Annotated in this window: 24 protein-coding genes; 12 read left to right on the top strand and 12 right to left on the bottom strand. The window is 52.9% G+C overall.

The window, feature by feature from the left end; genetic code table 11:
• The first annotated feature begins 44 nt into the window (after positions 1–44).
• Positions 45–563, top strand: coding sequence for a dihydrofolate reductase family protein (locus KNP67_RS05685; protein ID WP_214756165.1), 519 nt, complete (start codon positions 45–47; stop codon positions 561–563).
• A gap of 36 nt (positions 564–599) precedes the next feature.
• Here KNP67_RS05685 and gntK read toward each other — a convergent pair whose 3' ends face one another.
• The 6 genes from gntK to KNP67_RS05715 form a co-directional block, all read right to left on the bottom strand.
• Complete coding sequence (gene gntK / locus KNP67_RS05690; RefSeq protein ID WP_483298426.1) at positions 600–2099, bottom strand: gluconokinase; 1500 nt, start codon at positions 2097–2099, stop codon at positions 600–602.
• Positions 2100–2116: 17 nt separating this feature from the next.
• Entirely contained in the window at positions 2117–3460 is a 1344-nt protein-coding gene (locus KNP67_RS05695; RefSeq protein ID WP_214720306.1) for a GntT/GntP/DsdX family permease, read from the bottom strand.
• An 82-nt stretch (positions 3461–3542) separates the two neighbouring features.
• The gene (gene gnd, locus KNP67_RS05700) at positions 3543–4427 is read right to left on the bottom strand and encodes a phosphogluconate dehydrogenase (NAD(+)-dependent, decarboxylating) (protein WP_214756167.1); all 885 of its coding nucleotides are present in this window, start codon (positions 4425–4427) and stop codon (positions 3543–3545) included.
• A 139-nt stretch (positions 4428–4566) separates the two neighbouring features.
• Positions 4567–6993, bottom strand: a complete 2427-nt coding sequence (locus KNP67_RS05705; RefSeq protein ID WP_285800918.1) for a bifunctional diguanylate cyclase/phosphodiesterase — start codon at positions 6991–6993, stop codon at positions 4567–4569.
• Positions 6994–7228: 235 nt separating this feature from the next.
• Positions 7229–7822 carry a hypothetical protein gene (locus KNP67_RS05710; protein ID WP_029594778.1) on the bottom strand — a complete coding sequence of 198 codons (594 nt, stop codon included), beginning with the start codon at positions 7820–7822 and terminating at the stop codon, positions 7229–7231.
• A complete protein-coding gene (locus tag KNP67_RS05715; protein ID WP_051627678.1) occupies positions 7809–8582 on the bottom strand; it encodes a hypothetical protein in 774 nt (257 codons plus the stop codon). Before KNP67_RS05715 ends, KNP67_RS05710 begins: the two co-directional genes overlap by 14 nt.
• Before the next feature lie 175 nt (positions 8583–8757).
• On the opposite strand from KNP67_RS05715, the gene KNP67_RS05720 reads away from it, so the two are divergent.
• From KNP67_RS05720 to KNP67_RS05730, 3 genes are all read left to right on the top strand, one after another.
• Positions 8758–9606, top strand: coding sequence for a MurR/RpiR family transcriptional regulator (locus tag KNP67_RS05720; RefSeq protein WP_021066255.1), 849 nt, complete (start codon positions 8758–8760; stop codon positions 9604–9606).
• A gap of 110 nt (positions 9607–9716) precedes the next feature.
• Positions 9717–10100: a hypothetical protein gene (locus KNP67_RS05725; protein ID WP_021066256.1), complete on the top strand. Its 384-nt coding sequence runs from the start codon at positions 9717–9719 to the stop codon at positions 10098–10100.
• Between the two features lie 59 nt (positions 10101–10159).
• Positions 10160–11752 carry an FMN-binding glutamate synthase family protein gene (locus KNP67_RS05730; protein WP_214756168.1) on the top strand — a complete coding sequence of 531 codons (1593 nt, stop codon included), beginning with the start codon at positions 10160–10162 and terminating at the stop codon, positions 11750–11752.
• A 6-nt stretch (positions 11753–11758) separates the two neighbouring features.
• Here the strand turns inward: KNP67_RS05730 and KNP67_RS05735 are convergent, their stop codons facing one another.
• The gene (locus tag KNP67_RS05735) at positions 11759–12958 is read right to left on the bottom strand and encodes an MDR family MFS transporter (protein WP_214756170.1); all 1200 of its coding nucleotides are present in this window, start codon (positions 12956–12958) and stop codon (positions 11759–11761) included.
• Between the two features lie 271 nt (positions 12959–13229).
• Here KNP67_RS05735 and KNP67_RS05740 point away from each other — a divergent pair, with 271 nt between their 5' ends.
• Positions 13230–13844 (top strand): flavodoxin family protein, encoded by a 615-nt coding sequence (locus KNP67_RS05740; protein WP_029594790.1) that lies wholly within the window; start codon positions 13230–13232, stop codon positions 13842–13844.
• A gap of 42 nt (positions 13845–13886) precedes the next feature.
• Here the strand turns inward: KNP67_RS05740 and KNP67_RS05745 are convergent, their stop codons facing one another.
• The 3 genes from KNP67_RS05745 to KNP67_RS05755 form a co-directional block, all read right to left on the bottom strand.
• Entirely contained in the window at positions 13887–14372 is a 486-nt protein-coding gene (locus KNP67_RS05745; protein ID WP_214756173.1) for a hypothetical protein, read from the bottom strand.
• 210 nt (positions 14373–14582) lie between these two features.
• Positions 14583–15464, bottom strand: a complete 882-nt coding sequence (gnd, locus tag KNP67_RS05750) for a phosphogluconate dehydrogenase (NAD(+)-dependent, decarboxylating) (protein WP_214756175.1) — start codon at positions 15462–15464, stop codon at positions 14583–14585.
• Positions 15465–15525: 61 nt separating this feature from the next.
• The gene (locus tag KNP67_RS05755) at positions 15526–15738 is read right to left on the bottom strand and encodes a hypothetical protein (protein ID WP_214756176.1); all 213 of its coding nucleotides are present in this window, start codon (positions 15736–15738) and stop codon (positions 15526–15528) included.
• Between the two features lie 437 nt (positions 15739–16175).
• On the opposite strand from KNP67_RS05755, the gene KNP67_RS05760 reads away from it, so the two are divergent.
• The 5 genes from KNP67_RS05760 (at position 16176) to KNP67_RS05780 (ending at position 20831) form a co-directional block, all read left to right on the top strand.
• The gene (locus KNP67_RS05760; RefSeq protein ID WP_214756177.1) at positions 16176–17129 is read left to right on the top strand and encodes an LCP family glycopolymer transferase; all 954 of its coding nucleotides are present in this window, start codon (positions 16176–16178) and stop codon (positions 17127–17129) included.
• A gap of 63 nt (positions 17130–17192) precedes the next feature.
• A complete protein-coding gene (locus tag KNP67_RS05765) occupies positions 17193–18047 on the top strand; it encodes a YihY/virulence factor BrkB family protein (RefSeq protein WP_353048248.1) in 855 nt (284 codons plus the stop codon).
• A gap of 103 nt (positions 18048–18150) precedes the next feature.
• Complete coding sequence (locus KNP67_RS05770) at positions 18151–19074, top strand: LCP family glycopolymer transferase (protein ID WP_214756178.1); 924 nt, start codon at positions 18151–18153, stop codon at positions 19072–19074.
• A gap of 81 nt (positions 19075–19155) precedes the next feature.
• Entirely contained in the window at positions 19156–20355 is a 1200-nt protein-coding gene (locus KNP67_RS05775) for an alpha-amylase family glycosyl hydrolase (RefSeq protein ID WP_214756179.1), read from the top strand.
• A 125-nt stretch (positions 20356–20480) separates the two neighbouring features.
• Positions 20481–20831 (top strand): hypothetical protein, encoded by a 351-nt coding sequence (locus tag KNP67_RS05780; protein ID WP_214756180.1) that lies wholly within the window; start codon positions 20481–20483, stop codon positions 20829–20831.
• A 24-nt stretch (positions 20832–20855) separates the two neighbouring features.
• On the opposite strand, the gene galE is transcribed toward KNP67_RS05780, so the two are convergent.
• Together galE and KNP67_RS05790 are read right to left on the bottom strand one after the other, a co-directional pair.
• A complete protein-coding gene (gene galE / locus KNP67_RS05785) occupies positions 20856–21872 on the bottom strand; it encodes a UDP-glucose 4-epimerase GalE (protein ID WP_214756181.1) in 1017 nt (338 codons plus the stop codon).
• A gap of 32 nt (positions 21873–21904) precedes the next feature.
• Complete coding sequence (locus KNP67_RS05790; protein WP_214756183.1) at positions 21905–23137, bottom strand: hypothetical protein; 1233 nt, start codon at positions 23135–23137, stop codon at positions 21905–21907.
• Between the two features lie 195 nt (positions 23138–23332).
• Between KNP67_RS05790 and KNP67_RS05795 the strand changes: the two genes are divergently transcribed.
• Positions 23333–24055 (top strand): YveK family protein, encoded by a 723-nt coding sequence (locus KNP67_RS05795; RefSeq protein WP_214756184.1) that lies wholly within the window; start codon positions 23333–23335, stop codon positions 24053–24055.
• The gene (locus tag KNP67_RS05800; protein WP_214756185.1) at positions 24048–24764 is read left to right on the top strand and encodes a CpsD/CapB family tyrosine-protein kinase; all 717 of its coding nucleotides are present in this window, start codon (positions 24048–24050) and stop codon (positions 24762–24764) included. Before KNP67_RS05795 ends, KNP67_RS05800 begins: the two co-directional genes overlap by 8 nt.
• Positions 24765–24777 lie beyond the last annotated feature (13 nt).

The following is a 24777-nucleotide window of genomic DNA, read 5'->3' on the forward strand; positions in this document are numbered from 1 at the left end:
TATCAGTTAAGCTGAATGTATCACGAATCAAGGAGGAATTCATCATGGCAAACATCGTCTTATATATCGCGACGAGTTTAGATGGAAAGATTGCCCGCACGAACGACCAACTCGATTGGTTGTTCGCGGTCGAAGGGGAAGGGGACAACGGTTACGCCGACTTCTTCCAAACGGTCGGCGCCGTCATCATGGGACGGAAAACGTACGAGGAAGTGCTCCGGCTCGAGGACGATCATTACCCGTACGAGAACATCCCGAACTATATTTTAACACGGAGCCCGGACCGAGAGGCCGAACACGTTACATTCACCGACGAGCCGATTGAGCAGCTCATCGAACGGTTGAAGCAAGACATCGACGGAGACATCTGGCTCGTCGGGGGAGGAGAGGTCATCAAGGCCGCGATGGCGCACGACTTGATTGACAGCTATGAGATTGCGATCGCGCCGGTCGTATTAGGCGAAGGGATTCCGCTCTTCCCGGAAGGCACGAAAGAGACGAAGTTGAGACTGACGAGCCAACGCGCGTCCGGACAGTTCGTCATGGTGACGTACGAACGATAAACGAAAGACCAAGTTCGCAATGAACTTGGTCTTTTCTCATACATGCTTCCGTTGGAACGCGGCAATCGCTTCATACTCTTCCGCGAGATGACGAGAGAGCCGGATATAAATCGGCAGCAACTCCCGGTAAATCGTTGTCGCTTCATGGTTTGGCGTATGCTCATGCGTCACTTGCGGCACGGTCGTGAAGTCGTCGATGTCCCCGAACGCATACTCTCCGAGCATGACCGCACCGAGACACGAGCTCTCATGGCTCTCCGGTACGACGACAGGCGTATCGAAAATGTCGGCCATCATCTGACGCCATAGGCTCGACTGGGCGAACCCACCCGTCGCGTGAATCCGGTTCGGCGCGCCCGTCAATTCGTCGAGCGCCAGCATGACCGTATACAAGTTGAAGATGACACCTTCTAACACCGAGCGGATGAAGTGCTCGCGCTTATGGTGGATACTCAAGCCGAAGAACGAACCGCGTGCGTTCGAGTCCCAGAGCGGGGCCCGTTCCCCCATCAAGTACGGGTGGAACAACAGCCCGTCCGATCCAGGCTTGACCGTCTCGGCGATACGCGTCAACACATCATACGCGTCCATCCCGAGCCGTTTCGCCGTCTCGACCTCGCTCGCCGCGAACTCGTCGCGGAGCCAGCGCAAGATGATGCCGCCGTTATTGACCGGCCCGCCGATGACCCAATGCTTGTCGGTCAAGGCGTAACAGAAGATGCGGCCTTTCGGGTCCTCGACCGGTTCGCGGACGACTGTGCGGATGGCACCGCTCGTCCCGATCGTGACGGCGACGACGCCTTGCTCGAACGCCCCGACCCCGAGGTTGGACAACACACCATCACTCGCCCCGATGACGAGCGGGAAGTCCCAGCCAAGTGTCTCAACAACATCCGATTTAAGCGTTAAAATCTCCGTCGTCGGCACGAGCTCGGATAGTTGCTCGGGCGTGACCCCCGCGACGTCGAGCGCCTCCGCATCCCAGTCACAGTTTTTCAAATTGAACAGCCCTGTCGCCGAGGCAATCGAGTGGTCGATGACGAAGCGCCCGGTCAGGCGATAGAAGACGTACTCTTTAATGGAGACGAACTTGGCCGCGTGGTTGAACACGTCCGGATGCTCGGCTTTTAACCAACGCAGCTTCGATAACGGTGCCATCGGATGGACCGGTGTGCCGGTACGCATATGGAGCGCACTCGCATCGAAGTCGCGTTTAATTTCTTGCGTATACGGGTTGGCCCGGCTGTCGGCCCACGTGATGCTGTGGGTGAGCGGGCGACCTGAAGCATCGAGCGCAATCAGGCTGTGCATCGCCGAACTGAACGAGGCGAAGCAGACCGGACCGTCGGCTTTGGCGCGGACGGCGGAAATCGCCTCGAGCACGGCCCCGTAGATGACGACCGGGTCTTGCTCGGCCGTCTCCGTGTCCGGGGTGAGAAGCGGGTACAACACGTTATGTACCGCGAGTTGTTGCTGGTTATGGAACAGGACGGCTTTCGTGCTCGTCGTCCCGATATCGACGCCAATCGTGTACACACACATCACTTCCTAACTTAAATGATAAACAAGCTGATCAAGAAGACGACCGCGAAGCCGGTCAATCCGATAATCGTTTCCATGACGGTCCACGACTTGAGCGTGTCTTTCACGTCCAACCCGAAGTAGCGGTTGACGAGCCAGAAACCTGAGTCGTTGACGTGCGAGAGTACCGTCGCACCCGAGGCGATTGAGATAACGATGAGGCCGAGCGCGGCACCGGTGATATTTTGAAGTTCGAGAAGCGGCGTGATGAGTCCTGCCGCCGTGACCATCGAGACGGTCGCCGAACCTTGGGCGACACGGACGACGGCCGCGATCAAGAAGGCGAGCACGATCGCCGGGAGTGCTGACCCGGCCATCATTTCCCCGAGCACGTCACCGACACCCGAGTCGATCAACACTTGTTTGAACACGCCACCGGCACCCGTGACAAGGATGATAATCCCGGCCGGTTCGAGCGCTTTCGTCGCAATCTCTTGGACCTCGTCACGCGTATAGCCACGGCGTGTGCCGAGGAAGATGAACGTGAGCAGCGTCGCGAGCGTCAAGGCGACGAACGGGTGACCCATGAACGTGAAGAACGTGCGGATGCCGTTGCCTTCTTCTAGTAAGACGGCGGACAACGTGTTGGCGAGAATCAACACGAGCGGAATCGAGATGAGCGAGACGATCATCTTGAAGCTCGGCAGTTCTTTCGACGTATCAATCTCTTCGAACTCCATATAGTCTGGGATAGTGACGTGAATTTTCTTGGCGATATACTTCGCAAAGATTGGCCCAGCGAGAATCGTTGCCGGAATCCCTGCGATGACCCCGAACAAGATGACCCATCCGAGCTCGGCCCCAATCAAGTTGGCAACGGCAATCGGACCCGGCGTCGGCGGGATGAAACTGTGCGTGACGGCGAGACCCGCGAGGAGCGGAATCCCGTAGTACAAGAGCGAGCGGCCCGTCTTTTTGGCGAGGCCGTAAACGATTGGAACGAGAATGATAAAGCCGACGTCGAAGAAGACCGGGACGGCGACGATAAAGCCGGTGAGGGCAAGTGCCCATTGCGCCTTGTCTTCTCCAAACTTATTGACGAGCGTCTGGGCGAGGCGTTCCGCACCACCCGAGACTTCTAACATCTTACCGAACATAGCACCGAGACCGACGACGACGGCGACGAAGCCGAGCGTTCCGCCCATCCCGTTCTGGATCGAGGCGATGACGTCCCCGAGCGGCATACCGGCCGCGACCCCGACGAGTAGACTGACGAGGAGAAGTGAGACGAAGGCGTGAAGCTTCGTCCGCATGACTAAGAATAAGAGCAAGAAAATTCCTGCGACTGCGATTAAAATGAGTGTCGAACCCGACATATGTATTTCCCCCTTTACCGTATGTGTAACCGTTTACAAATATTTACAAAGGAAAAGGCCACCCCTGACCTTTTCCTTGCGGTTATTTCTTGACGACCGCGTGGCCCCCGAACTCGTTGCGGAGCGCGGCGACGACTTTCCCTGAGAACGTGTCGTCCTCGAGCGAGCGATAGCGCATCATGAGCGACATGGCGATGACCGGGGCCGCCGCCTGTAACTCGAGCGCCGTCTCGACCGTCCATTTTCCTTCCCCTGAGGAATGCATGACGCCGCGGATGTCGTCGAGCTTCGCGTCTTTCGAGAACGCGTTTTCCGTCAACTCCATGAGCCATGAGCGGACGACTGAACCGTGGTTCCAGACGCGGGCGACTTGCTCGTAGTCGTAATCGAACGGGCTCTTCTCCAAGATGTCGAACCCTTCGGCGATCGCCTGCATCATTCCGTACTCGATACCGTTATGAATCATCTTCAAGAAGTGGCCGCTGCCAGCCGGTCCTGTGTACAAGTAGCCATTCTCGACCGAGAGGTCCTTGAAGATCGGCTCGATCGTCGGCCAGGCGTCGGCGTCACCACCGACCATCGTGCAGGCGCCGTTGCGGGCACCTTCCGTGCCGCCGCTCGTCCCGCAGTCGAAGAAGGCGATGCCTTTGGCACTGAACTGTTCGGCGCGTACGACCGACAGCTTGTAGTTCGAGTTGCCGCCATCGATGACGATGTCACCCGGTTCGAGTTTTTCAAGCAGTTCTGCCAGTACGGCCTCAGTGATGTCACCGGCCGGCACCATCGCCCAGACGACGCGTGGCGTCTCGAGCGAGTTGACGACGTCCTCAAGCGTCGGCACGATCTCAAACTTCGATGTAGCCTCGACGTTCCCGGCGTCCGTCCCGACGACGTTGTGACCGTGGTCGCTCAAGTTGAGCGCCAAGTTGTATCCCATCTTGCCTAATCCAATCAAACCGATTTGCATATCGTCACCTCTAAATCGAATTTTTTTCCATCTCTCCACTATAATATCAAATTAAATTCGATTTACAAGTCGAATGACGGAATTTTTTTCGAATAACAAAAAAAAAGCGTCCCGACCTAACGAGTAGGCGGGACGAGGGTCAGACACTTTTCTTATATGGATACAGGAACGAGTCGAGCTCTTCGGCCGGCATCGGCTTGTTGTAATAGTAGCCTTGCGCCTGGTTGCAATCCTCGGCCTTGAGGAAGGCGACTTGTGCTTTCGTCTCGACACCTTCGGCGATGACGTTCAGACCGAGCTCGTGCGCCATTCGGATGATCGTCTTGACGAGGGCGGCGTCCTTCGAATCCGTCTCGATGTTTTTCGTGAAGTGTTGGTCGATTTTCAGCGTGTCGATCGGGAACAGCTTCAAATAACTGAGCGACGAGTAGCCGGTGCCAAAGTCGTCAATCGACAAGTGGACGCCAAGGGCGACGAGTTCCTCCATCGTCTCGATGGCACTTTGCGCGCTCTGGATGACGGTCTCGGTCAACTCGAGCTCGAGGTATTCCGGTGCGAGCCCGCTCGCCTCGAGCGCCTGGCTGACAATGTCCGGCAAATCTTTTTGCGCGAACTGGAGCGCCGAGATGTTGACGGCGACGCGGAACGGTTCGACGCCCGCATCCTGCCACGCCTTGTTCTGCCGGCACGCCTCATTCAAGACGTACTCGCCGAGACGATGAATGCTGCCGGTCTCCTCGGCGATCGGGATGAACTCGGCCGGGGAAATCATGCCGAGCTCGGGGTGTGTCCAACGCACGAGTGCCTCGACACCGATGAGCACCTCGGTCTCGAGGTGCACTTGCGGCTGATAATGAATCGAGAACTCGCCGCGGCCGATGCCTTTCCGGAGCGCCATCGCGAGCTGTGACTTGCGCGCGACAGACTCGTTCATGTCTTTCGTGAAGAACTGGAAGCCGTTCTTGCCGTCCTCTTTCGCCCGATACATGGCGATGTCGGCGTTCTTCAACAAGTCATCGGCCGTCCGCCCGTCGGACGGATAGAGGCTGATGCCAATCGATAGGCTCGTGAACACGTCCTCACTTTCGAGCAAGAACGGTTGGTTCAACGCGTTCGTAATCTGTTGGGCGCGGTGGGCGGCTAAGTTGCTGCCGGTGTTCGGCGACAGGATGACGAACTCGTCCCCGCCGAGACGGGCGAGCGTGTCGCTCTTATTGATCGTCGTCAACAGCCGGTCCGTCACTTGGCGCAAGAAGACGTCGCCTGATGAGTGGCCGAATCGGTCGTTGATGACCTTGAAGTTGTCGAGATCGATATAAAACAACGAGAACGTCGACTCGCTGCCTTGGGAAAGCAAGGCGTCGAGCCGGTCATTGAACAGACGTCGGTTCGGCAGGCCGGTCAACGTGTCCAAATAGACGAGGTCGTTAATTTGTTCTTCGATTTGTTTCCGTTCACTAATATCGCGGATGATGCTGCTAAAGAAGAGACCCGCCTCCGTCTCCCACGTCCCGAGCGACATTTCGAACGGGAACTCGGTCCCGTCTTTGCGCAAGCCGACGAGCTCGACCGTACGGCCGATGACGTTTGCTTCACGCGTCTCGCGATAGCGTTTCATGCCTTGTTCGTGTGCGACTTTGAAGCGCTCGGGCATGATGAGCGTGATCGATTCCCCGAGCACCTCGCTTGCCGTATATCCGAATAGGCGCTCGGCCCCGTGGTTCCATTGCACGATGCGACGTTCGGCATCCGCGACGATGATGGCATCGTTCGCCGACTCGATGACGGACTGGAACTTCGTTTCGAGTTCGATGGACTGACGCTCGAGTTGCTTCTCATTGCGAAGCGAGATCAGCATCAGCACGAACAGCGTCGTGACACTGCCGCCGATCCAGAAGGCGAGGAGCGTGCTGTCCATCGAGAAGCCGGTCAATGCTTGAGACGTCGCGAACGGGGTGAATTCGGCCGCACCCATGCCGATATAGTGCATCCCGGATACGGCGAGCCCGATCAACAGCGAACAGACGAGCTTGCGCCAATGGAAACGCGACACGTCTGGGAGCGAGAACAAGAGATACAGCCCGACGAGCGAGGCGACGAACGCGACGACGGCCGATAACAGCCACATGACCGGGTCGTACGTCAACACGGCGTTCATCTGCATCGCTTCCATGCCGACGTAATGCATCGAGACGATGCCGATGCTGATGAAGACGGCGCTGACGACGAGGTCGCGCGGTCGTGCCGTCTGCAGGCTGACGATATAGAAGGCGAACCCGGACGAGACGATGGCTGGAATGATCGAGGCGATGACGATACCGATATGGTAGGATACGTCGGCCTCTAAATGGAATGCCAACATCCCGATGAAATGCATCGCCCAAATGCCGAGCCCGAGACTGAGGGCACCGGCGCTCACCCAACGGAGGCGCGAGACCCGTTCGGCATACTTGAGCCGACTGCTAATATCGAGCGAGACGAAGGCCGAGAAGACGGCGACGGCGATGGATAACAAGACGAGGGGAAGACTGTATGTACTATGGAGATGGTGTTCGATGGGGACCAAACCTTTCTTTAATAATATCGGGACAAATGGACGAAAACGGACAGTTTTTCAAAAATGAGCTTTCCTAGCGTAGCATATTTATCTTGACGTGAAGGGAATATTTTCCACGGTGGGTCAATAGTTTGGCACATTAGAAGGATAAACCTATTATCAGCAGACATTGAAATCATATAAACGAAAAACCGTCCCGCTTCATGATTGAGAGGGACGGTCAAACATATGAAAAACGGGGGGGTTAAAGGGAATCGAACGTCTTGAATATTTTGTCCACGACATTGTCAGCCGTGACATCCATCAAAGGGATTTGTTTACTGACGATATGTTGCACGCCCCAGTAATGACGATCGCTACTTTCTTGATTAATGGGAGTGATACGAGAATAACCATTGTCCAACTCAATGTTCATCAAATCAGCATTGCGTAATGGATAATAGAATCTCCAATGGTTTGACGGAGAGCACCCTTTCCCCCAGCCCTGCATCGTTTCATTGTCATATACAAATTTGGACAATCGAATACAAGGAAGCTGACTTTCTTTCAACTCTAATTCCTCATCATACAACTCAATCTCCATGACATATAACGGTCCGTCCCGCCATTCATTTTCGAACTCATTGTGGTCTTTGTTTTGAAAGATAAGAATGAAATCACCGATGAACCAACCAGCAAAATCATTGTCTGATTTGTAGCGTAGAAACTTATCGACGACACTGACGTAATGACTTTTCTCCGGGGCGATGGTTTTCGTGTAGTCCATTAACTTATGGATGTTCTCGTATGTGTTATAGACGACATGGAAGGCGTTTCTCACGTTCTCAGTTGAATTCATAATATAGCTCCTTGTTGATTGGGGTATCGTTTATAAAATCGATTGTTACTTTATTGGTTGAAATGTTGAAGTTGAATAATTGGTCTGTATGGATGAATGGTGCTCCGTTGATGTCCATATTGATAAAGTCCTCAAACCCTTTTCTCGTCAACAACTCGATTAAATCTTGGATGATAATCTGTTGAAACTGATCTAATCCATTTAATTGTTTTAATTCATGAAAAAAATCTTGCCAAGAAATGAACCCTAATTCGACGCCGTTTTCAATTAACTTTCTATTGGACTCTTTGGAATCTCCAATATCATCTTTTACAGCCTTACACATTTGTCGATCCGCAATGAAGAGAAGCACCTTCTCCTTGTTAGTGCCTTTACGTGCAACAATCCGAGATTCCCTTGCGAGTTGGTGTTTACTTAATGTATACGAGCCATCGTCAGCATCATCCACTGAAGAGAGGCCGCTAATAAATTTCACCTCAATTCCGATAATGGTGTCATCAAAAGTGAGTAGAGCATCTAGCTCACCTTCTTGGTCATATGGCCAAAATTCAATCTTATTTGCCCAAAAGTCGTCAGTGACTCCTTTGATGATTGATTCGACATTCGATGATTGAACTGAATTCGCTAATACTTTTCCAAGTCCGTCTGAAAAGGGAAGATAGCGTAGAGCACCGAAGACATTGCCTGTTAAATTGTCTTCTAAGCGTTCTGATAAGTTTGAACCGGTACGACTGACTTTTCCTTTAATCTCAGCTAACACAAACCGACCTCCTGATTATTGAATTATGTAAGAATACATACAGTTATTCGTTAGAAGTAATTTTTTTCCTTTTCAAATCAACATCAACACTTCGTTGAAAATAAAATTGAAGGTCAGTCTTTGATTGCGGAATTTTTTTCGAAACGGTATCGTAAAAAGAAAAAGGGTGAGACATATGGAATCGATGAACGGCCTGGCCCGCATCCGTGGCGCCTATACGACACTCGGCAAGAAAGAGCAACGCATCGCCGATTATATCTTGAAGCAGCCTGAACGCATCATCCACCATACAATCAATCAAGTCGCCGACGACCTCGACGTCGCCGAGTCGACCGTGTTCCGTTTCTGTCAGCGCGTCGGCTTCAAAGGCTATCAGGCGCTGAAAATCGCGCTCGCCACCGACGTTGTCGCACCGCTCCAAGACATTCATGAGGACATCTCGCAAGAAGACACGCCGCTTGAAATCGCGGAGAAGATCTTCACGTCGAACGTGAAGACACTCGAGGCGACACGACAAATCTTGGATGGGGCCTCACTCGACGAGGCTGTCGCGCTTCTCTTGTCGGCCCGTCGCATCGAATTCTTTGGGAGCGGGGGTTCGGCCGTTATCGCGCTCGACGCGTATCATAAGTTCGTCCGGAGCGGATTGTTCGTCACGGCGAACTTGGAGTCGCATATGCAGCTCATGTCGGCGTCACAGCTGACGATCGACGACGTCGCCGTTCTCATCTCGCACTCGGGCGCCTCGAAAGACACGCTCGATGTGGCAAAGGTGTTGAACGAGCGCGGGGTGCCGACAATCGCCATCACAAACTATGCGAAGTCACCGCTCTCAAAACTTTGTGACGTCGCCCTCTATACCGTGTCGCAAGAGACGGAGTTCCGCTCTGAGGCGCTCGCCTCGCGCATCGCTGAGCTCAGCCTGATTGACGCCTTGTTCACCGTCGTCATGATGCGGCGCGGGGAAGAGGGCAGAGAATCGCTCCAAAAAATGCGTGAAGCCATCTCGCTTCGACGCATGTGAACTGGCTGGCCATTCGGTCAGCTTTTTTTCATGCAAGGATTATAAATAGGCAAATCGTGGAATTACTATAGACAGATTGATTTTTGTCTATACAGAGAGGAACCACCGATATGAACAACCTTGAATTCTTGACGACCGAACACTATGACGTGTTCAAACAGTTGGCCCAGCGTCTGAACAATCCTGGTGACGTCAAGAAAGAGTATTTCTCCGCCTTATACGTGATTGCCGGGAATGAGCGGGTGCGTAACCTCCTCTTGCCGTACATGGACCTCGAGCAAGGGAAAATCAGCACGGCGACAATCATCGACGACAATACGTTCGAGAAGCAGGACTTCATCCTCGTCAAACTCGTCATCCATTTGTACAACAATAAAGAATGGGTGCTCCCGACCGAGTTGATCAGTCTGCCACAAGACGACTATCAATTGGCCATGCAGGCGATCACGCTCTGCCGCGACGAACAGTTCGACGACGTCACCATACCCAAATGAATGGACCTGTCCCGCAGCTGTCGGGACAGGTTATTCGTCTAACTGAAGGAGGACACGCCATGTCTGTGAATACGACGATGCTCGCCATCGTGCTCGTCCTGATGGTGTCGATGATTGCCGCCCCGTTCCTGTTCGTCTTCTATTTATGGCGCAAGGACCGCCATCAGCGTGAGCACTCCGTCCTCCGCAACTTCCCGATTCTCGGCAAGGTACGCTACATCTTGGAGAAGGTCGGGCCCGAGATGCGCCAATACTTGTTCTTGAACGACAACGAGGCGAAACCGTTCTCGCGAAACGACTATGAGGCGGCCGTTATTTCCGGGAAATATAAGTCGCGCATTATCGGGTTCGGCTCGGAGCGAGACTTCGAGCGGGGCGGGTTCTATCTGCAGAACGTGCTCTATCCGACGAACCGAAACGAGCTCCGCATCGATAACAGCGAGACCGTGACGACGCACCTCTATCAAGTCGAAGAGGACAACTTGTTCACCCGCAAGGAACGAATCGTCGAACGTGAGGTCGGACCGTACTTATTGACGGAAGAGGACAGCATCGTCATCGGGAAACAGACGTGTCGGGAGCCGTTCTATGTCCGCGGTCTCGTCGGTCAGTCGGCGATGAGTTTTGGTTCGCTCGGCGAGAACGCCATCACGGCGCTGTCGATTGGACTCGGTCGGGCCAAAGGGACGTGGATGAATACCGGCGAGGGTGGACTGTCGGACCATCATTTGAAAGGCGGGGTCGACCTCATCTGTCAAATCGGACCGGCGCTGTTCGGCGTCCGGACCGAGGACGGTTCGTTCTCGGACGCGGCGTTCAAAGCGAAGAGTGAGATTCCGCAAGTGCGTGCCTTTGAGTTGAAGCTCGCCCAAGGTGCGAAGACGAGGGGTGGCCATATCGATGGCGCGAAAGTGACCGAAGAGATCGCCCGTATCCGGAACGTCAAAGTTGGCGTCACAATCGACAGCCCGAACCGGTTCTCTGAGTTCAAGACGGACCGAGAACTGCTCAGCTTCATCGAACGGCTGCGAGACATCGGCGGCAAACCCGTCGGCATCAAGCTCGTCATCGGACGCCTCGCAGACGTCGAGGCGCTCGTTCAAGAGATGGCTTCTTCCGGACAGCATCCCGATTTCATCACGGTCGACGGCGGGGAAGGCGGGACCGGGGCGACATACCAAGAGCTCGCGGATTCGGTCGGTCTGCCGTTGAAGGCGGCGCTCCCGTATGTGCATCAATTGCTCGTCGAATATGGACTCCGTGACCGTATCACGTTGTTCGCTTCCGGCAAACTCGTCACGGCAGACAAAATCGCCGTCGCGCTCGCGCTCGGGGCCGACTGCGTCAATATCGCTCGGGGCCTCATGTTCAACGTCGGCTGCATCCAGGCGCAAGTGTGCCATACGAACCGGTGCCCGGTCGGCGTCGCGACGACCGACCCGAAACTGCAGCACGCCCTCGTCGTCGACGAGAAGAGTTACCGCGTGACGAACTACATCATCTCGCTCCGCGAAGGGCTCTATAACATGACGGCCGCGGCCGGTCTCGACACGCCGACGAAACTGTCGCTCGAGCATGTCGCCTACAAGTATCCCGATGGCCGAGTGAAGCGGGGCGAGCAATTATTCGATGGACAGGCGAAAGACGGATGACCGCGGTCATCCGTCTTGTTGTGTAAGCTGGTGGAACAGTTTGGCATAGAGCCCCATCCCGATGAGCGCCGACAGCAAGATGAGTGTAAAGACGGCAATCGGGGACATGAAGCCCGAGGCGAGCACCGTCACCGGCGCAAGGAACTTGCCGATCGTGTTTTGGAGCGTGTCGGCCGCGAGGTATTGTCCGCGTGATTCGGTCGGGGCGTAGCGACTGACGAAGCTCTGGCTGACCGGGGAGCGGATCAACTCGCCGAATGTGAACACGGTCGTGACGACGAGCAAATACCAGATGTTCGACGAGAAGGCGACGAGGAACGTCCCGAAGCCGGCGAGAAACGTCGACAACAGGAAGACACGTCGTTCGTCCCACGCTCGGAACACGCGCGTGACAGGAATGATGAAGACGACGAACAAGAGCCCGTTATAGGCGACGAGCCAGCCGAACAGGACGGTGTTCGAGACGTCGAACGTGGCCGGGGCCTGTTCAATCAAATAGACCGGTACATACACGTCGAGTTGCATGATGGGGATCAAGGCGAATACGCCGGCAATCAAATAGAGGCGGAACAACGGATCGCGCAAAATCGTCGCATACGAACGCCCTTGGGTGCGGAATGTTTTGGCGACCGTCTTCTCAGGTGAGCCCGGCCGTGTCTCACGGGTGAGCGCCGCGAGCAGCACTCCGTATCCGAACAGGACGAAGGCACAGCCTAATAGGAGCGCTTGGCGATGCTCGAAGAAGAGGACCGCCCCAAGGATCGGACCGAGCACGGCGCCGATATTGTTCGACGCCATGAACGTCGCGAACACGTCGCGTAAATGTTCGGTTGGCACGAGGTCGGCGACCATGGCCGAGCTGGCTGGTTTATAGATGGCGCCCATGAAACCGATGCCGATATAGGTGACATAATCGACGTAGGCGTTTGTTGACACTGCGAAGGCGAGGAATAAGACACCTTGCGCGAACGTCCCGACGAGCATGACGGGACGGCGTCCGATTTCGTCCGCGAGCGAACCGCCGATTAAACTGCCGATCAAAAGAAACAGCGGTGGCACGGCCATGAGCAGACCGGCCAGCTCGACGCCGAGCGTTTGGGCGAAATAGACGGTGATGAACGGGAAGTACATCCAAAACAACAGATTGAACAGCCCTTCACCGAACAAGCGAACCTTCAGATTGAGGTCCCAGCGGTATGATTCCATCGTTGTGCTCCTTTCAAGAGTCTATCTTTACTGTAGGGAGTTGGACCGAGAAAGAATAGACTTATGTTGCGGGATTTGCTAAGCTAAAAATAGAAAAAGCGAATATATAGGCGCTTGTTTGCGCTGTACTATAAAACGAACATATGTTCGTTTAACTTTCTTAAGACGACCCGTCATCACATAGATGCCGGGTCGTTTTTGACATACCATAACGATTATCCCTTCGTTAGACCGGGAACACCTAACTGTTGATCATCTAAGGAGGGATTCGATGAAAGCCTTATTCTTGAACTGTTCGTTGAAAGGCGAGGGCACGACCTCGCACACGGAAGGGCTCATGAAAGATATCATTCCACACTTCGACAAACTCGGGGTCGACTCGGAGATCGTCCGTGTCGTCGACTACAACGTCGCGTTCGGAGTAACAGAAGATGAAGGGGGCGGTGACGAGTGGCCGCAAATTTTCGAGAAAGTGAAGGCGGCCGATATCCTCATCATCGGGACACCGCTTTGGCTCGGTGAGAAGAGCAGCGTCGCGACGCAAGTCATCGAGCGGCTATACGGAGGAAGCGCCTTAACGAACGATAAAGGCCAGGCCATCTATTACAACAAAGTCGGCGGTGTCGTCGTGACAGGGAACGAGGACGGGGCGAAACATGCCTGTGCGTCCATCTTGTACGGGCTATCCCATATCGGCTTCACTGTCCCGCCGAACGTCGACACGTATTGGGTCGGTGAGGCCGGTCCGGGCGACTCATACATCGAGGCCGGCCGCGATAACGCCTTCACGAAAAAGAACGGTCGTGTCATGGCGTACAACCTCTACCATTTCGCGAACCTATTGAAGCAGACTCCAATCCCGGCGGAAGGCAACGTCATGGAGTGACGGACAGCGCGACAGCCCCTAGACATCTAGGGGCTGTTCACATTAGAACCTTGATCGGAGCTCGATCTTGCGGAACTCTTTCAGCAATAAAATCGAGATTTCGTCGATGAAATGATCCCCGACCCAGCATGGTTCAAAGTGGAGCCAATTCTCATACGAGTCCGGCTGGAGAATCAGAATCCCGTTCGACAGCCAGGCCGTTCGCGCCCGGGTCGCTACACCGTCAATATAAAACATGACGTAGATATCTTTCATTTCATGCAAATAAGTCACGTGCATCTCGACGCCGCGGCCATCCTCACACGTTCGTTTCAGCTTGAGCATGTGAATACGGGTGTGGACCAGAGCGTACGCCTGACATAAGAAGTACCCGCCATGCTCGAACGCATGGAACGCTTGGGCGACGAGTTTGTCAAAGCATGCCTCCATGTCCTGCCAGTTATGATTCCGTCTCCGGAACACGGGCCTGTCTCCTGGCTCATACAGCTCTTTCGGGATGTAGACGTTATAGTCGTGAAGTTTACGCATCATGCCGGCTCCTTCTGTGTCACAAGATATGCTGCTCTTTCATCATACGCCTGCTGAAACGAAAAGAGTTTTACAGAAATTAGTACATTTAATCGCCAAATGTATAGAAATCCCATTCATATCAACGTTTGTTCGCAACGAGACGAGCGGATAACTGTCACAGTACAAAAAAACGTCGCCCGAGTTCGACTCGACCGACGCTTACCCCGCTTATTTTTTCTCCACCGCATGTCCACCAAACTCGTTCCGGAGGGCAGCGACAACTTTCCCGGAAAACGTGTCCTCTTCGAGCGAACGTTGCCGCATCATGAGCGACATCGCGATGACCGGTGCCGGTACCCCATACTCGAGCGCCGTCTCGACCGTCCACTTGCCTTCACCCGACGCATGCATGACCCCTTTAATCTCGTCGAGTTTCGCATCCTTATGGAACGCGCTCTCGGTCAGCTCCATCAGCCACGAGCGGACGACCGAGCCGTGGTTCCAGACGCGGGCGACTTGCTCGTGGTCGTACTCGAACGGGCTCTTCTCGAGAATCTCGAACCCTTCGGCGATTGCTTGCATCATGCCGTATTCAATCCCGTTATGAATCATCTTCAAGAAGTGGCCACTGCCACTCGGACCGGCGTACAAATAGCCGTTGTCCGTCGACACGTCGTGGAACAACTCCTCGATTTTGCCGAACGCCTCTAAATCTCCACCGATCATCGTGCAGGCGCCGTGACGCGCCCCTTCCATGCCGCCACTTGTCCCGACATCAAAGAAGTAGATGAGCTTGTCTTTGAAGTGCTCGGCCCGCCGCATCGATTCCTTATAGTTCGAGTTGCCGCCGTCGATGACGATATCCCCCGGTGATAAAAGCGCGTGTAGGTCGTTCAAGACGTGCTCGGTCACGTCTCCCGCAGGTACCATCACCCAGACGACGCGCGGCGCCTTCAAGTTCTCGACGACTTCTTGCAGTGTTGCCGTCGTCTCGAACTGGCTCGTCGACACGTTGCCCGGGTCGTAGCCGAGCACACGGTGCCCGCCGTCCGTCAAATTGAGCGCCAAGTTCATCCCCATCTTCCCAAGTCCGATCATCCCTAATTCCATATCGGTTCACCCCGTTCGTTGATTTGGTTTCTTTATAAGGGTTACCCGAAATGGATAGACTTCAAAAGAGGGGCTTTACTTCATCGATGCGGTAGGCGAGAATCGAACCGACTTTCACTTTCTTGCCGTCACTCAACTCGACATAGTCATTTAAGGGACTCGCTTCTTTCAACGTCTTCTCGAACGTGAATGCGGCCTCATGGATTGATGCTCCATAAACGATAAACGTGCAAGGCTCCTCTTTCTCTAAAAAACACGTGACGACGTAACGCATCTGCCGATCTCCTCCGACCATCAAATTGGTTTTATATTTACATTTTTAATGTGAACAAGACAATTATTACAAAAAATCATCCATTTGTCCCATGAAGGTTTTTGAATATAAGGAAACATACCTATAAAACAGCACATTCGACTAAATATTGACATGATTTCGCATAGGTCCTACTTCGAAAATGGGACCTTATACGTATAAATGAAATCTGATGACGGTTTCAGCATTTTAAAAGAGTGGTAACCTTACCAAAGATTGTGCGCGCGAAGCTAAACAATTGAATCGGTAAATCCGATACTTAAAAACGAACGAATATTTCGACATCATTCGGCAATCATTTACCTTTTTTACAAATAATTTAAAAAGTCGCAATGTTTTGCGTGCTAAACTAAAACCTGGTCTATTTCATTCAAGGGTTCGAGGAAAGGTGTTATGTCATGGAAGAGCAAAAGAAAAAGAGAGTCAAGAAACGCCGTAGAAAGAGTTCGCCCGCTAAACGCATCGCGATCATCGCGGGAATCGTAGTAGGGTTGTTCCTGCTCATCGGAGTCGGGGTAGCTACATATCTATATAATCAAGTCGATTCGACCGTCGAACGGTTGAACGAGTCGACGGGCCTCAGCCCGGAACGGATGACGACGGAAGCCATCAACGATAAGAAGCCGATCTCGGTGCTTCTTCTCGGCGTCGACCGTCGTGCCGATGAACAAGGTCGTAGCGACTCGATTATCGTCATGACGCTCAACCCGAACACAGATCAAAGCGCGATGCTCAGCATCCCGCGTGACACGAAGGCGGAAATCGTCGGCAAAGAGACTTCTGATAAGATCAACCACGCCTACGCGTTCGGTGGAACCGAGATGGCACTCGACACGGTCGAGAACCTACTCGACATCCCGATCGATTACGTGGCCGAAGTCGACATGAAGGGCTTCCAAGACACGGTCGATCTGCTTGGTGGCGTCAACGTGACGAACAACTTGGCGTTCACGTCAGGTGAGCATACGTTCGAACCGGGCGCACTCACGCTAAACGGTTCAGAGGCGCTCGCGTACACGCGCATGCGCTACGACGACCCAAGCGGAGACTTCGGTCGCCAGGAGCGCCAACGTGATGTCATCACGGCGCTCGTCAATAAAGGCAAAGATGATTTCTCGATCTCGAAATTCAACAACATGCTCGACGTGCTCGGCAACAACGCCAAGACGAACATGACGTTCAAAGACATCCGGACGCTCTCGAGCGACTATATGGCTGCTTTCAAAAACCAGGACGTCCTTCGCCTCGAAGGAACGGGCGGGAAAGAAAGCGACGGCATCTATTACTGGAATCCAGACGCCGCTTCACTCGAAGACGTGAAGTCGTATCTCGGACAATTGATGGAACAGTGACGCATCGCCTCATCCAAATTCGGATGGGGCGTTTTAATATGTGCGATAATAAGAAGAAAAGGAGTGACCCGAGTGCTCGACCGCCTGATCCGCCTCGTCATCGACGTCCGCCATCGGTTCAAGGACCACCATATCAATGACTATAGCGCGACGCTCGCGTTCTTTTGGTTTCTCGCCATCTTCCCGACGTTCGTCCTCTTGTTCGCCGTCATGGCGTGGTTCGGCATCGATGACGCCTTGTTGATCGAACAGATCGAGATCCTCATTCCGGGTTCGAGCGTGCGCGACATGCTGTCGATTGTCTATGACGTCAGCGGCAACATCAACGCCGGCCTCGTCTCAATCGGGGCCATCATCGCCGTCTGGTCGGCATCGAACGGGACGGCCCGTCTCGTCAAGCTGACCGTATTCGCCTACGGGGAGACGGAGGCCCGGAGCTACGTCGTCCGCCGGTTGATTGGTTTGCTCACGCTCATCGCCTTCAGCGTTGGTGCCGTCATCTTGATTGTGTTCCATATCTTTGGCCGTGAGTTCGTCGAGCTCATGTACACGTGGTTCCCAATGCTCGAGGACTTCGACAGATTAGCGACTTTAGCGCGCTATACGTTGTCGACGATCATCCTCATCTTCGCGTTCTCCATGTTCTATAAGATCGCCCCGCAACAACAAGTCAAATTCAAAGAGACGCTCCCAGGTGCCATCTTCGCCGTCATCTCCTGGCAGATGCTGTCGACGGGCTATAGCGTCTACGTCGACCAGTTCTCGATGTTTGGCGATACGTACGGGACGATTGGCATCGTCATCTTGCTGCAAATCTGGCTCTACTTGACGGCGGCGACGATGTTGCTCGGTGCTGAAATCAACGCGGCTTGGCCCGACCATATGCGGCGCACCCGTTATAAGACGCATTTCCCATAAAAATTGAAAAGATATGGTTAGCATTTTTTGACAACGTGCTATAATACAACACGTGAAGCGGGAATTATATCCATATCTAACGATTTTGAAAGCAGGTGCACGCATGGCGAGACATAAGAAGAAATCACGCTGGAAAAAGGTGTTGGCAATCACGCTCGGCGTTCTGACGATTTTCCTCGTCGCCGGGGGTCTGTTCGTCTGGTCGATGTACCGGGACGTCAATGAGACGGTGACGAAAGTGAACGACAATTTGGAAATCAGCGAAGAACGGAAACAAGTCGAGACGATTGAACAGAAAGAATCGGTATCGGTGTTACTGCTCGGGATTGACCGCCGTGACGGGGAGCAGGGACGGAGTGACTCGATCATCGTCATGACGCTCAACCCGACGACGGACGAAGGGGCGATGCTCAGCATCCCACGCGATACGAAGACAGAAATCGTTGGCAAAGGTATGAACGATAAAATCAACCACGCCTACGCGTTCGGTGGGGCTGAGATGGCGATGAATACGGTCGAAGGGTTACTCGATATCCCGATCGACTACGTCGTCGAGGCGGACATGGAGGCGTTCACCGAGGTCGTCGATGCGCTCGGCGGCATAACGGTGACGAACAACTTCGCGTTCTCGTCGGACGGCTACTCATATCCGGTCGGACAAGTTGATTTGAACGGGGCCTCGGCGTTGTCATACGCCCGGATGCGTTACGACGACCCGAACGGGGACTTCGGTCGGCAGGAGCGGCAACGCGCCGTCGTCGCGGCCATCGTCGAGAAGGGACGTTCTGACTTCTCGGTCGACAAAGTGACGAAGCTGTTAGACGTCGCCGGCAACCGGGCCAAGACGAACATCGAGTTCAATGAGCTCGTGGCGTTGTCGACGGACTATATGAAGGCGTTCCGCAACGCCAGCACGCTCCGCATCGAAGGAGCGGGCGGTCTGGAGTCGGACGGCATCTATTACTGGCATCCGAATGAAGCCTCGCTCGCCGATGTCCAAGCGGAGCTACAGCGCTTGATGAACTGAGTCGTCCTTAGGGACGGCTTTTTTTGCGTTTGAAAATCGTGTATCGGTGGGAGTGATAAAGAAACACTGAGGAGGGATCACATGCTTTGGGAAACTGTTGAACCGATCATCAATCGATTAGAGGACGACCATACATCGGAAGACTGGCAAGAACTGTTCACCAAGTGGGACGGGCATCATTGGCATGACGGGGAAGGTGTGAGCGAGAAGACGAGCGTGCTCATGATCGACGCCAACGCCGTCACGACGGACGGGAGTCCGGACTTGGATGCGCTCCATGACTTGTTGAAGGAACACGTCCAGGCGTCCATCAGCGACTTATATCTCGTCTCGCTGTTCCCGTACCCAGCCAAGCCGACCGATACGGCCATCAATCCGCGTATCCGGTTGTATGAGGACCTCGGACGCTTCAAGCACGAGTTCGAGCTCATGTATGACACGGAGCCCGACGTCTACAACGAGCTACAGTTCAATCTACTCGAGGAGACGGACGCCTTCATCGAGCGGCTCGCCCAAGGCGCGACGAAGCTGCGTGTCCACGTCCAGTCGTTCCGGGGCATGCCGGAAGAAAGCATCCAACGCGTTATCGAACTTTGGCACGCGGTGATCCATCATTACAAACCGCATGGCCAGTTGATTCTCGCCTATGAAGGGGACGTGTCGGAGCTCGGTTCGTACATCAGCGTCGCCGATGCGATTTGTCACTTCGACCTCGCCTCACACACGATGCTCGCCTTCGCGCAAGGGGATGCCAAAAAGTTGTCCGACTGGGCGAACCGGATCGAGGCGCCGGAAGAAGGGAAGACGTACTTCAACTTCTTGTCGATTCATGAACGTGACCCGTTCGAGAAGAACTTGATTGAGCCGAGCGTCGACATGATTCTCGCGGCCCACAGCATCTTGTTCTCGCTCCAAGGCATACCGGCTGTTGATTACCGGACGCTACTCGGTGTCCAGACGCCGGTCGACCGTGACACGCTCATCCAAGAGCTGAAGAAGGACCCGTATCGCCTGCAAGTGTTCTCCGGCATCATCAGCCAGTTGAACGTCAAACGGACGCATCCGGCGTTCTCGCCTTATGCCGAGCAGCGAATCGATACGTCCGACAAGCGCGTCTTCACGGTTGAACGGAAGGGTGAAGGGGAGACGCTCATGCTGTATACGAACATCAGCAGTGAGCCAGTGACCGTGCGGACGAGCGGGACGAACTTGTTCACAGGTGAGCCGGTCGAGACGATTGACCTCGATGCGTATGGGTTTGTTTGGGTGGAATCTGAATAGGACTTTTGATTCAAAATTGAATTGTGTGATTTAGGTGTATTGACTCATGATTCATTTGGTAGGAGAATGGATATAGAAGGAATTTCCATGACAAAATCCTACATACACCTAAGGAGCGAATTCCGATGAATCAGTCACTATTTATGCATGTCTTGAGTCTTACGTTCCATTCATTTTCGTATTGGATGTTCGCGACGTTGTTCATCGCATTAGCGGGCTTCGTATTTTTCTACCTGTGGGACCGTGAGTTTGCAATCGAGTACCGGACGATTTGGCGCAAGTTTTACTACTTGATGTTCGCAGCGTTCGTCTTGTTCGGATTAATCGTCGGCGAGTTCACGTTCGACGCCGCGTGGGCACTCGCGGGCATCGCCATCGTGATTGCCGTCCTTGACTTTGGAGTGCTCGTCACACCAGGCAAAGAACCAGAAATCATTGAAGTCGACATGACAAAACGGCTGACAGAAGAACCTTAAGGGTTCTCGTGTCAGCCGTTTTTCTTATGCCCGGTAACCGTTCGGGTTGTTCGATTGCCAGTTCCAAGCGTCGCGGCACATGGCGCGGACGTCATGTTTCGCTTCCCAACCGAGTACACGTTTTGACTTCGATGGATCGGCGAAGCACATGGCGATATCGCCCGGTCGGCGTGGCGTTACTTTGTATGGAACAGCTTTACCACTCTCGGCCTCGAACGCATGGACGAGGTCGAGGACGCTATAGCCGGTCCCGGTCCCTAAGTTGAACGCTTCGGCACCGGTATGGTCCATGACGTAGTCGAGTGCTTTCAAGTGACCTTCGGCCAAGTCGACGACGTGAATATAGTCACGGACGCCGGTCCCGTCCGGTGTGTCGTAATCGTCACCGAACACACTCAGTTCGTTCAAGCGGCCGACGGCGACTTGCGTGATGTACGGCATCAAATTGTTCGGGATATCGAACGGGTCTTCGCCGATTTGACCCGATTTGTGGGCGCCGATCGGATTGAAGTAACGCAATAGGGCGATGCTCCACGATGGGTCGGCGACAGCAAGGTCGCGCATGATGTCTTCAATCATCAGTTTCGTCCGTCCGTATGGATTTGTCGCGCTGAGCGGGAACGACTCGTCAATCGGTGTCCGTTCCGGCATACCATACACGGTCGCCGATGAGCTGAAGACAATTCGTTTCACGTCGAACGCGTTCATCACTTCGAGGAGGACGGTCGTGCCGACGACGTTGTTCTCGTAGTAGCGGAGTGGCTCGGATACCGATTCGCCGACAGCCTTTAATCCAGCGAAGTGAATGACGGCATCGATTGTGTGCGTCAAAAAGATTTGTTCAAGCAATTCGCGGTCGAGGATATCGCCGAGATAAAACGTGACCGATTTTCCCGTTAACGCCTCGACGCGTTCGAGCGCCTCGCGGCGGCTATTCGATAAGTTGTCCAGAACGATGACGTCGTGACCTGTTTCAAGCAACTGTAAGACGGTATGGGTGCCGATATAACCGGCACCGCCTGTGACTAAAATAGTGTTCATATGAATGACCCCTTCCAAAAATCCTCTATTGATTATTTCTCTGTCAAGCGCACCCGGGTCTGACCGTTTGTGCCTTCAAATAAGCGGAGTGAATACGTCTCACTCTCGTAAACCACTGCATCGTCAGTTTCGAGGACTGGTTCGCCGAGCGGGCTGAATACCTCGCGCGTCGTTTGTGTGTTTGTCCAATCGATGGCGTGTACTTTGTCTTGTTGAATGACGAAGAACCCACCGTTATAGAACGCATAGGCGTTCAACGCATCCGTCTCACGGCCATACGGCGCGCCGATCGTCTCCGTGAGTGCCGCTTCATTCATGGCGAAGAAATCAGGAATCGCTTCGCCGAGCCAATCGTTGTTCAAATTCGTGTTCACCCAGTCGAGTAGGGCGCTATCGGTCAAGTCGCGTGTCGGCCAGTCGGTCGTGACCGAATCGAGCGGAACCCATGCTGTCGTCCCATCCAAATTCACTTCGATATGGTCGTCTTGTTCCTTCAAAATCTCGTAGCGATCGCCGATATCTCCTATATAGGTGACCGTCGTGCCGTTTGGCTCTGAGACGAGGTTGACGTTTTTCGAGGCGAGCCAGACGTAGTTTGTCTCCGGCTCTTGAACGACCGGTTCAGGATCCGGCTTCGGTGCTTCCTCGACGACCTTGGCTTCTTGTTTTGGTTCCAACAAGTCCAGTACATATGGATACCCGATATAGCCGCCTCCTATGAGTAAAGCGAGGAGGAAAAGCACACCGATCCACTTGCCGGATCTTCGGCGTGGTTTTGCCGGCTCGATCGTGCGTTGATACTTCGCTCGTTCGGCTCGTGATGGGACTGGCGCCTCTGGCATATAACGTTGCTTTGGAGTGGATGTTTTTTCTTCCACTTTTGGAGCTTCGACTACGGCTGGTTCAGGAGCAGTTACGACCGTTTTTTCAATAACTGAAGTCTCATTGACCGTTGTCTTGTCAATAGGATTCGATTGCGTACTCGTCGCTTCTTTGTTCAACACATCGTTATGCATCTCGAGTAAAGACACATAGTATGGAAGAAATGTGGCATCTTTTTTACCGTCTTTGATCCAAGCAGCGAAATCGACGGCCGATTTTTCTTCCGTTGGGAGCGATTCTGACGTTGAACAGGTCAATTCTTCAAAGGACTTACTCAATGATTTTCCGTCCCCTAAATTTTGTTTGATGGTATCTTGCAGTTTTGTACGTGTTGCCGCATTCGTGTCTGCGTACAACTGGAGTAGGCGCTCACTAACGTGCACTATTGTCTCCTCCTTTTGTTAAGTTCTTCCTAACAAAGTTTATCAGATTTACATACCAAAAAAACCAAATTTTAAAAAATGGGTCATCAACTGTGAGGATTTTTGCTATAATGTTTTGGTATTGGCGTTGTTAAATATTATCTGCGGAATTTTTCCAGGAGTGACTTTAAAGAACAGAGGAGAGAAAATACGAACATGAAAGAAGAAACAATTTCTATTGGAGAATTATTCTCCATCTTAAAACGAAGCAAATGGCTCATCGTGAGTTTAGCAATTCTCGCAGCAATTCTCGCTTTTTTAGTTAGTTCGTATGTGATTCAACCTACCTATGAAGCTTCTACACAAGTATTAGTTGCCCCTAAAGAGTCTCAAAACAACACGATTGATAGTGGTCAAATTCAGTCATCAGTGACACTTGTTAATACTTACCGCGTTATCATTCAAAGTCCTGCTATCTTAGAGCAAGTTCAAGAAAATGTGGTTGGCGCACCCGATACAATTGCGAACTTGATTTCAGTCAACAGTGAACAAAATTCACAAGTCATTAATATTAAAGTTCAACATACGAACCCTGTTCTAGCAACTGACATTGCCAACGAAATTAGCGATGTCTTTTCGAAAGAAGTACCGGAGCTAATGAGTGTCGATAACGTAAAAGTATTGTCAAATGCCTCAGTCCCTATGTTTCCGATTAGTCCAAACATTTTATTGAATACGGCAATAGCAACATTACTTGGTCTAATGATTGGAGTAGCCATCGCTTTCCTTAGAGTGATGCTTGATCGTAGGATCAAAACAGAGCAAGATGTTGAAAATATTCTGGAACTACCGGTTCTTGGATCAATCCCAGTAATTGATAAAGTCGAGATGCAAAAACAACACCAAGCAAAAGTGAGGGGTGAACAAGTCCATGTTTAAGTTTGGAAAAAAGAAAAGCAAGCATATCAAATACGACAAAACAGGACGCGATTTGATTACTGTCCACAAACCAAAATCGCCAATTTCAGAACAATATCGTACCATCCGGACGAACTTGGAATTCACCGCTGTTGATGATGATTTACAAACGATGGTCATCACTTCAGCATCATCCGGTGAAGGAAAATCGACAACATCGTCAAATCTCGCTGTTGTATATGCCCAACAAGGAAAACGAGTGTTGCTTGTCGACTGTGATATGCGTCGCCCGACGGCTCACTTCACGTTCCGCCTTTCGAATGGGATTGGCCTTTCAACGGTGTTGGCTAAGAAAACGACAGTAGAAAAGGCAACACACTCCACTCAAATTGAAAACCTAGATTTAATTGCTGCAGGTCCAATTCCGCCAAACCCATCAGAGTTATTATCATCAAAAATGATGGATCGAGTTTTAGAAGAATTACAATCGAATTATGACATCATCATTTTAGACGCACCTCCGATGATGCAAGTAGCGGATACACGCCTCTTAGCCCGCAAGGTTGACGGTGTCGTTCTCGTGGTAGGCTGTGATAAGTCAGACCGCCAAATGGTCGTCAAAGCGAAAGAACAATTGACGCTCGCCGAGGCTCATATTTTGGGTGTAGTGTTGAACAAACGTGAGCCACAGGGCAGCGACGATTACTATTACTACTATGCATACGAATAAAAGGAGAACGTGC

This window comes from Exiguobacterium sp. s157 (assembly GCF_018618205.1).
GTDB lineage: Bacteria > Bacillota > Bacilli > Exiguobacteriales > Exiguobacteriaceae > Exiguobacterium > Exiguobacterium chiriqhucha.

Bases quoted from the DNA above. Each gene is read 5' to 3' on its own strand.
- KNP67_RS05760 (WP_214756177.1), top strand. From the start codon at position 16,176: ATGGAAGAGCAAAAGAAAAAGAGAGTCAAGAAACGCCGTAGAAAGAGT.
- KNP67_RS05800 (WP_214756185.1), top strand. From the start codon at position 24,048: ATGTTTAAGTTTGGAAAAAAGAAAAGCAAGCATATCAAATACGACAAA.
- KNP67_RS05795 (WP_214756184.1), top strand. From the start codon at position 23,333: ATGAAAGAAGAAACAATTTCTATTGGAGAATTATTCTCCATCTTAAAA.
- KNP67_RS05755 (WP_214756176.1), bottom strand. From the start codon at position 15,738: ATGCGTTACGTCGTCACGTGTTTTTTAGAGAAAGAGGAGCCTTGCACG.
- KNP67_RS05745 (WP_214756173.1), bottom strand. From the start codon at position 14,372: ATGCGTAAACTTCACGACTATAACGTCTACATCCCGAAAGAGCTGTAT.
- KNP67_RS05740 (WP_029594790.1), top strand. From the start codon at position 13,230: ATGAAAGCCTTATTCTTGAACTGTTCGTTGAAAGGCGAGGGCACGACC.
- KNP67_RS05775 (WP_214756179.1), top strand. From the start codon at position 19,156: ATGCTTTGGGAAACTGTTGAACCGATCATCAATCGATTAGAGGACGAC.
- KNP67_RS05780 (WP_214756180.1), top strand. From the start codon at position 20,481: ATGAATCAGTCACTATTTATGCATGTCTTGAGTCTTACGTTCCATTCA.
- galE (WP_214756181.1), bottom strand. From the start codon at position 21,872: ATGAACACTATTTTAGTCACAGGCGGTGCCGGTTATATCGGCACCCAT.
- KNP67_RS05730 (WP_214756168.1), top strand. From the start codon at position 10,160: ATGTCTGTGAATACGACGATGCTCGCCATCGTGCTCGTCCTGATGGTG.
- KNP67_RS05695 (WP_214720306.1), bottom strand. From the start codon at position 3,460: ATGTCGGGTTCGACACTCATTTTAATCGCAGTCGCAGGAATTTTCTTG.
- KNP67_RS05685 (WP_214756165.1), top strand. From the start codon at position 45: ATGGCAAACATCGTCTTATATATCGCGACGAGTTTAGATGGAAAGATT.
- KNP67_RS05720 (WP_021066255.1), top strand. From the start codon at position 8,758: ATGGAATCGATGAACGGCCTGGCCCGCATCCGTGGCGCCTATACGACA.
- gnd (WP_214756167.1), bottom strand. From the start codon at position 4,427: ATGCAAATCGGTTTGATTGGATTAGGCAAGATGGGATACAACTTGGCG.
- KNP67_RS05710 (WP_029594778.1), bottom strand. From the start codon at position 7,822: ATGAATTCAACTGAGAACGTGAGAAACGCCTTCCATGTCGTCTATAAC.
- KNP67_RS05735 (WP_214756170.1), bottom strand. From the start codon at position 12,958: ATGGAATCATACCGCTGGGACCTCAATCTGAAGGTTCGCTTGTTCGGT.
- KNP67_RS05725 (WP_021066256.1), top strand. From the start codon at position 9,717: ATGAACAACCTTGAATTCTTGACGACCGAACACTATGACGTGTTCAAA.
- gnd (WP_214756175.1), bottom strand. From the start codon at position 15,464: ATGGAATTAGGGATGATCGGACTTGGGAAGATGGGGATGAACTTGGCG.
- KNP67_RS05770 (WP_214756178.1), top strand. From the start codon at position 18,151: ATGGCGAGACATAAGAAGAAATCACGCTGGAAAAAGGTGTTGGCAATC.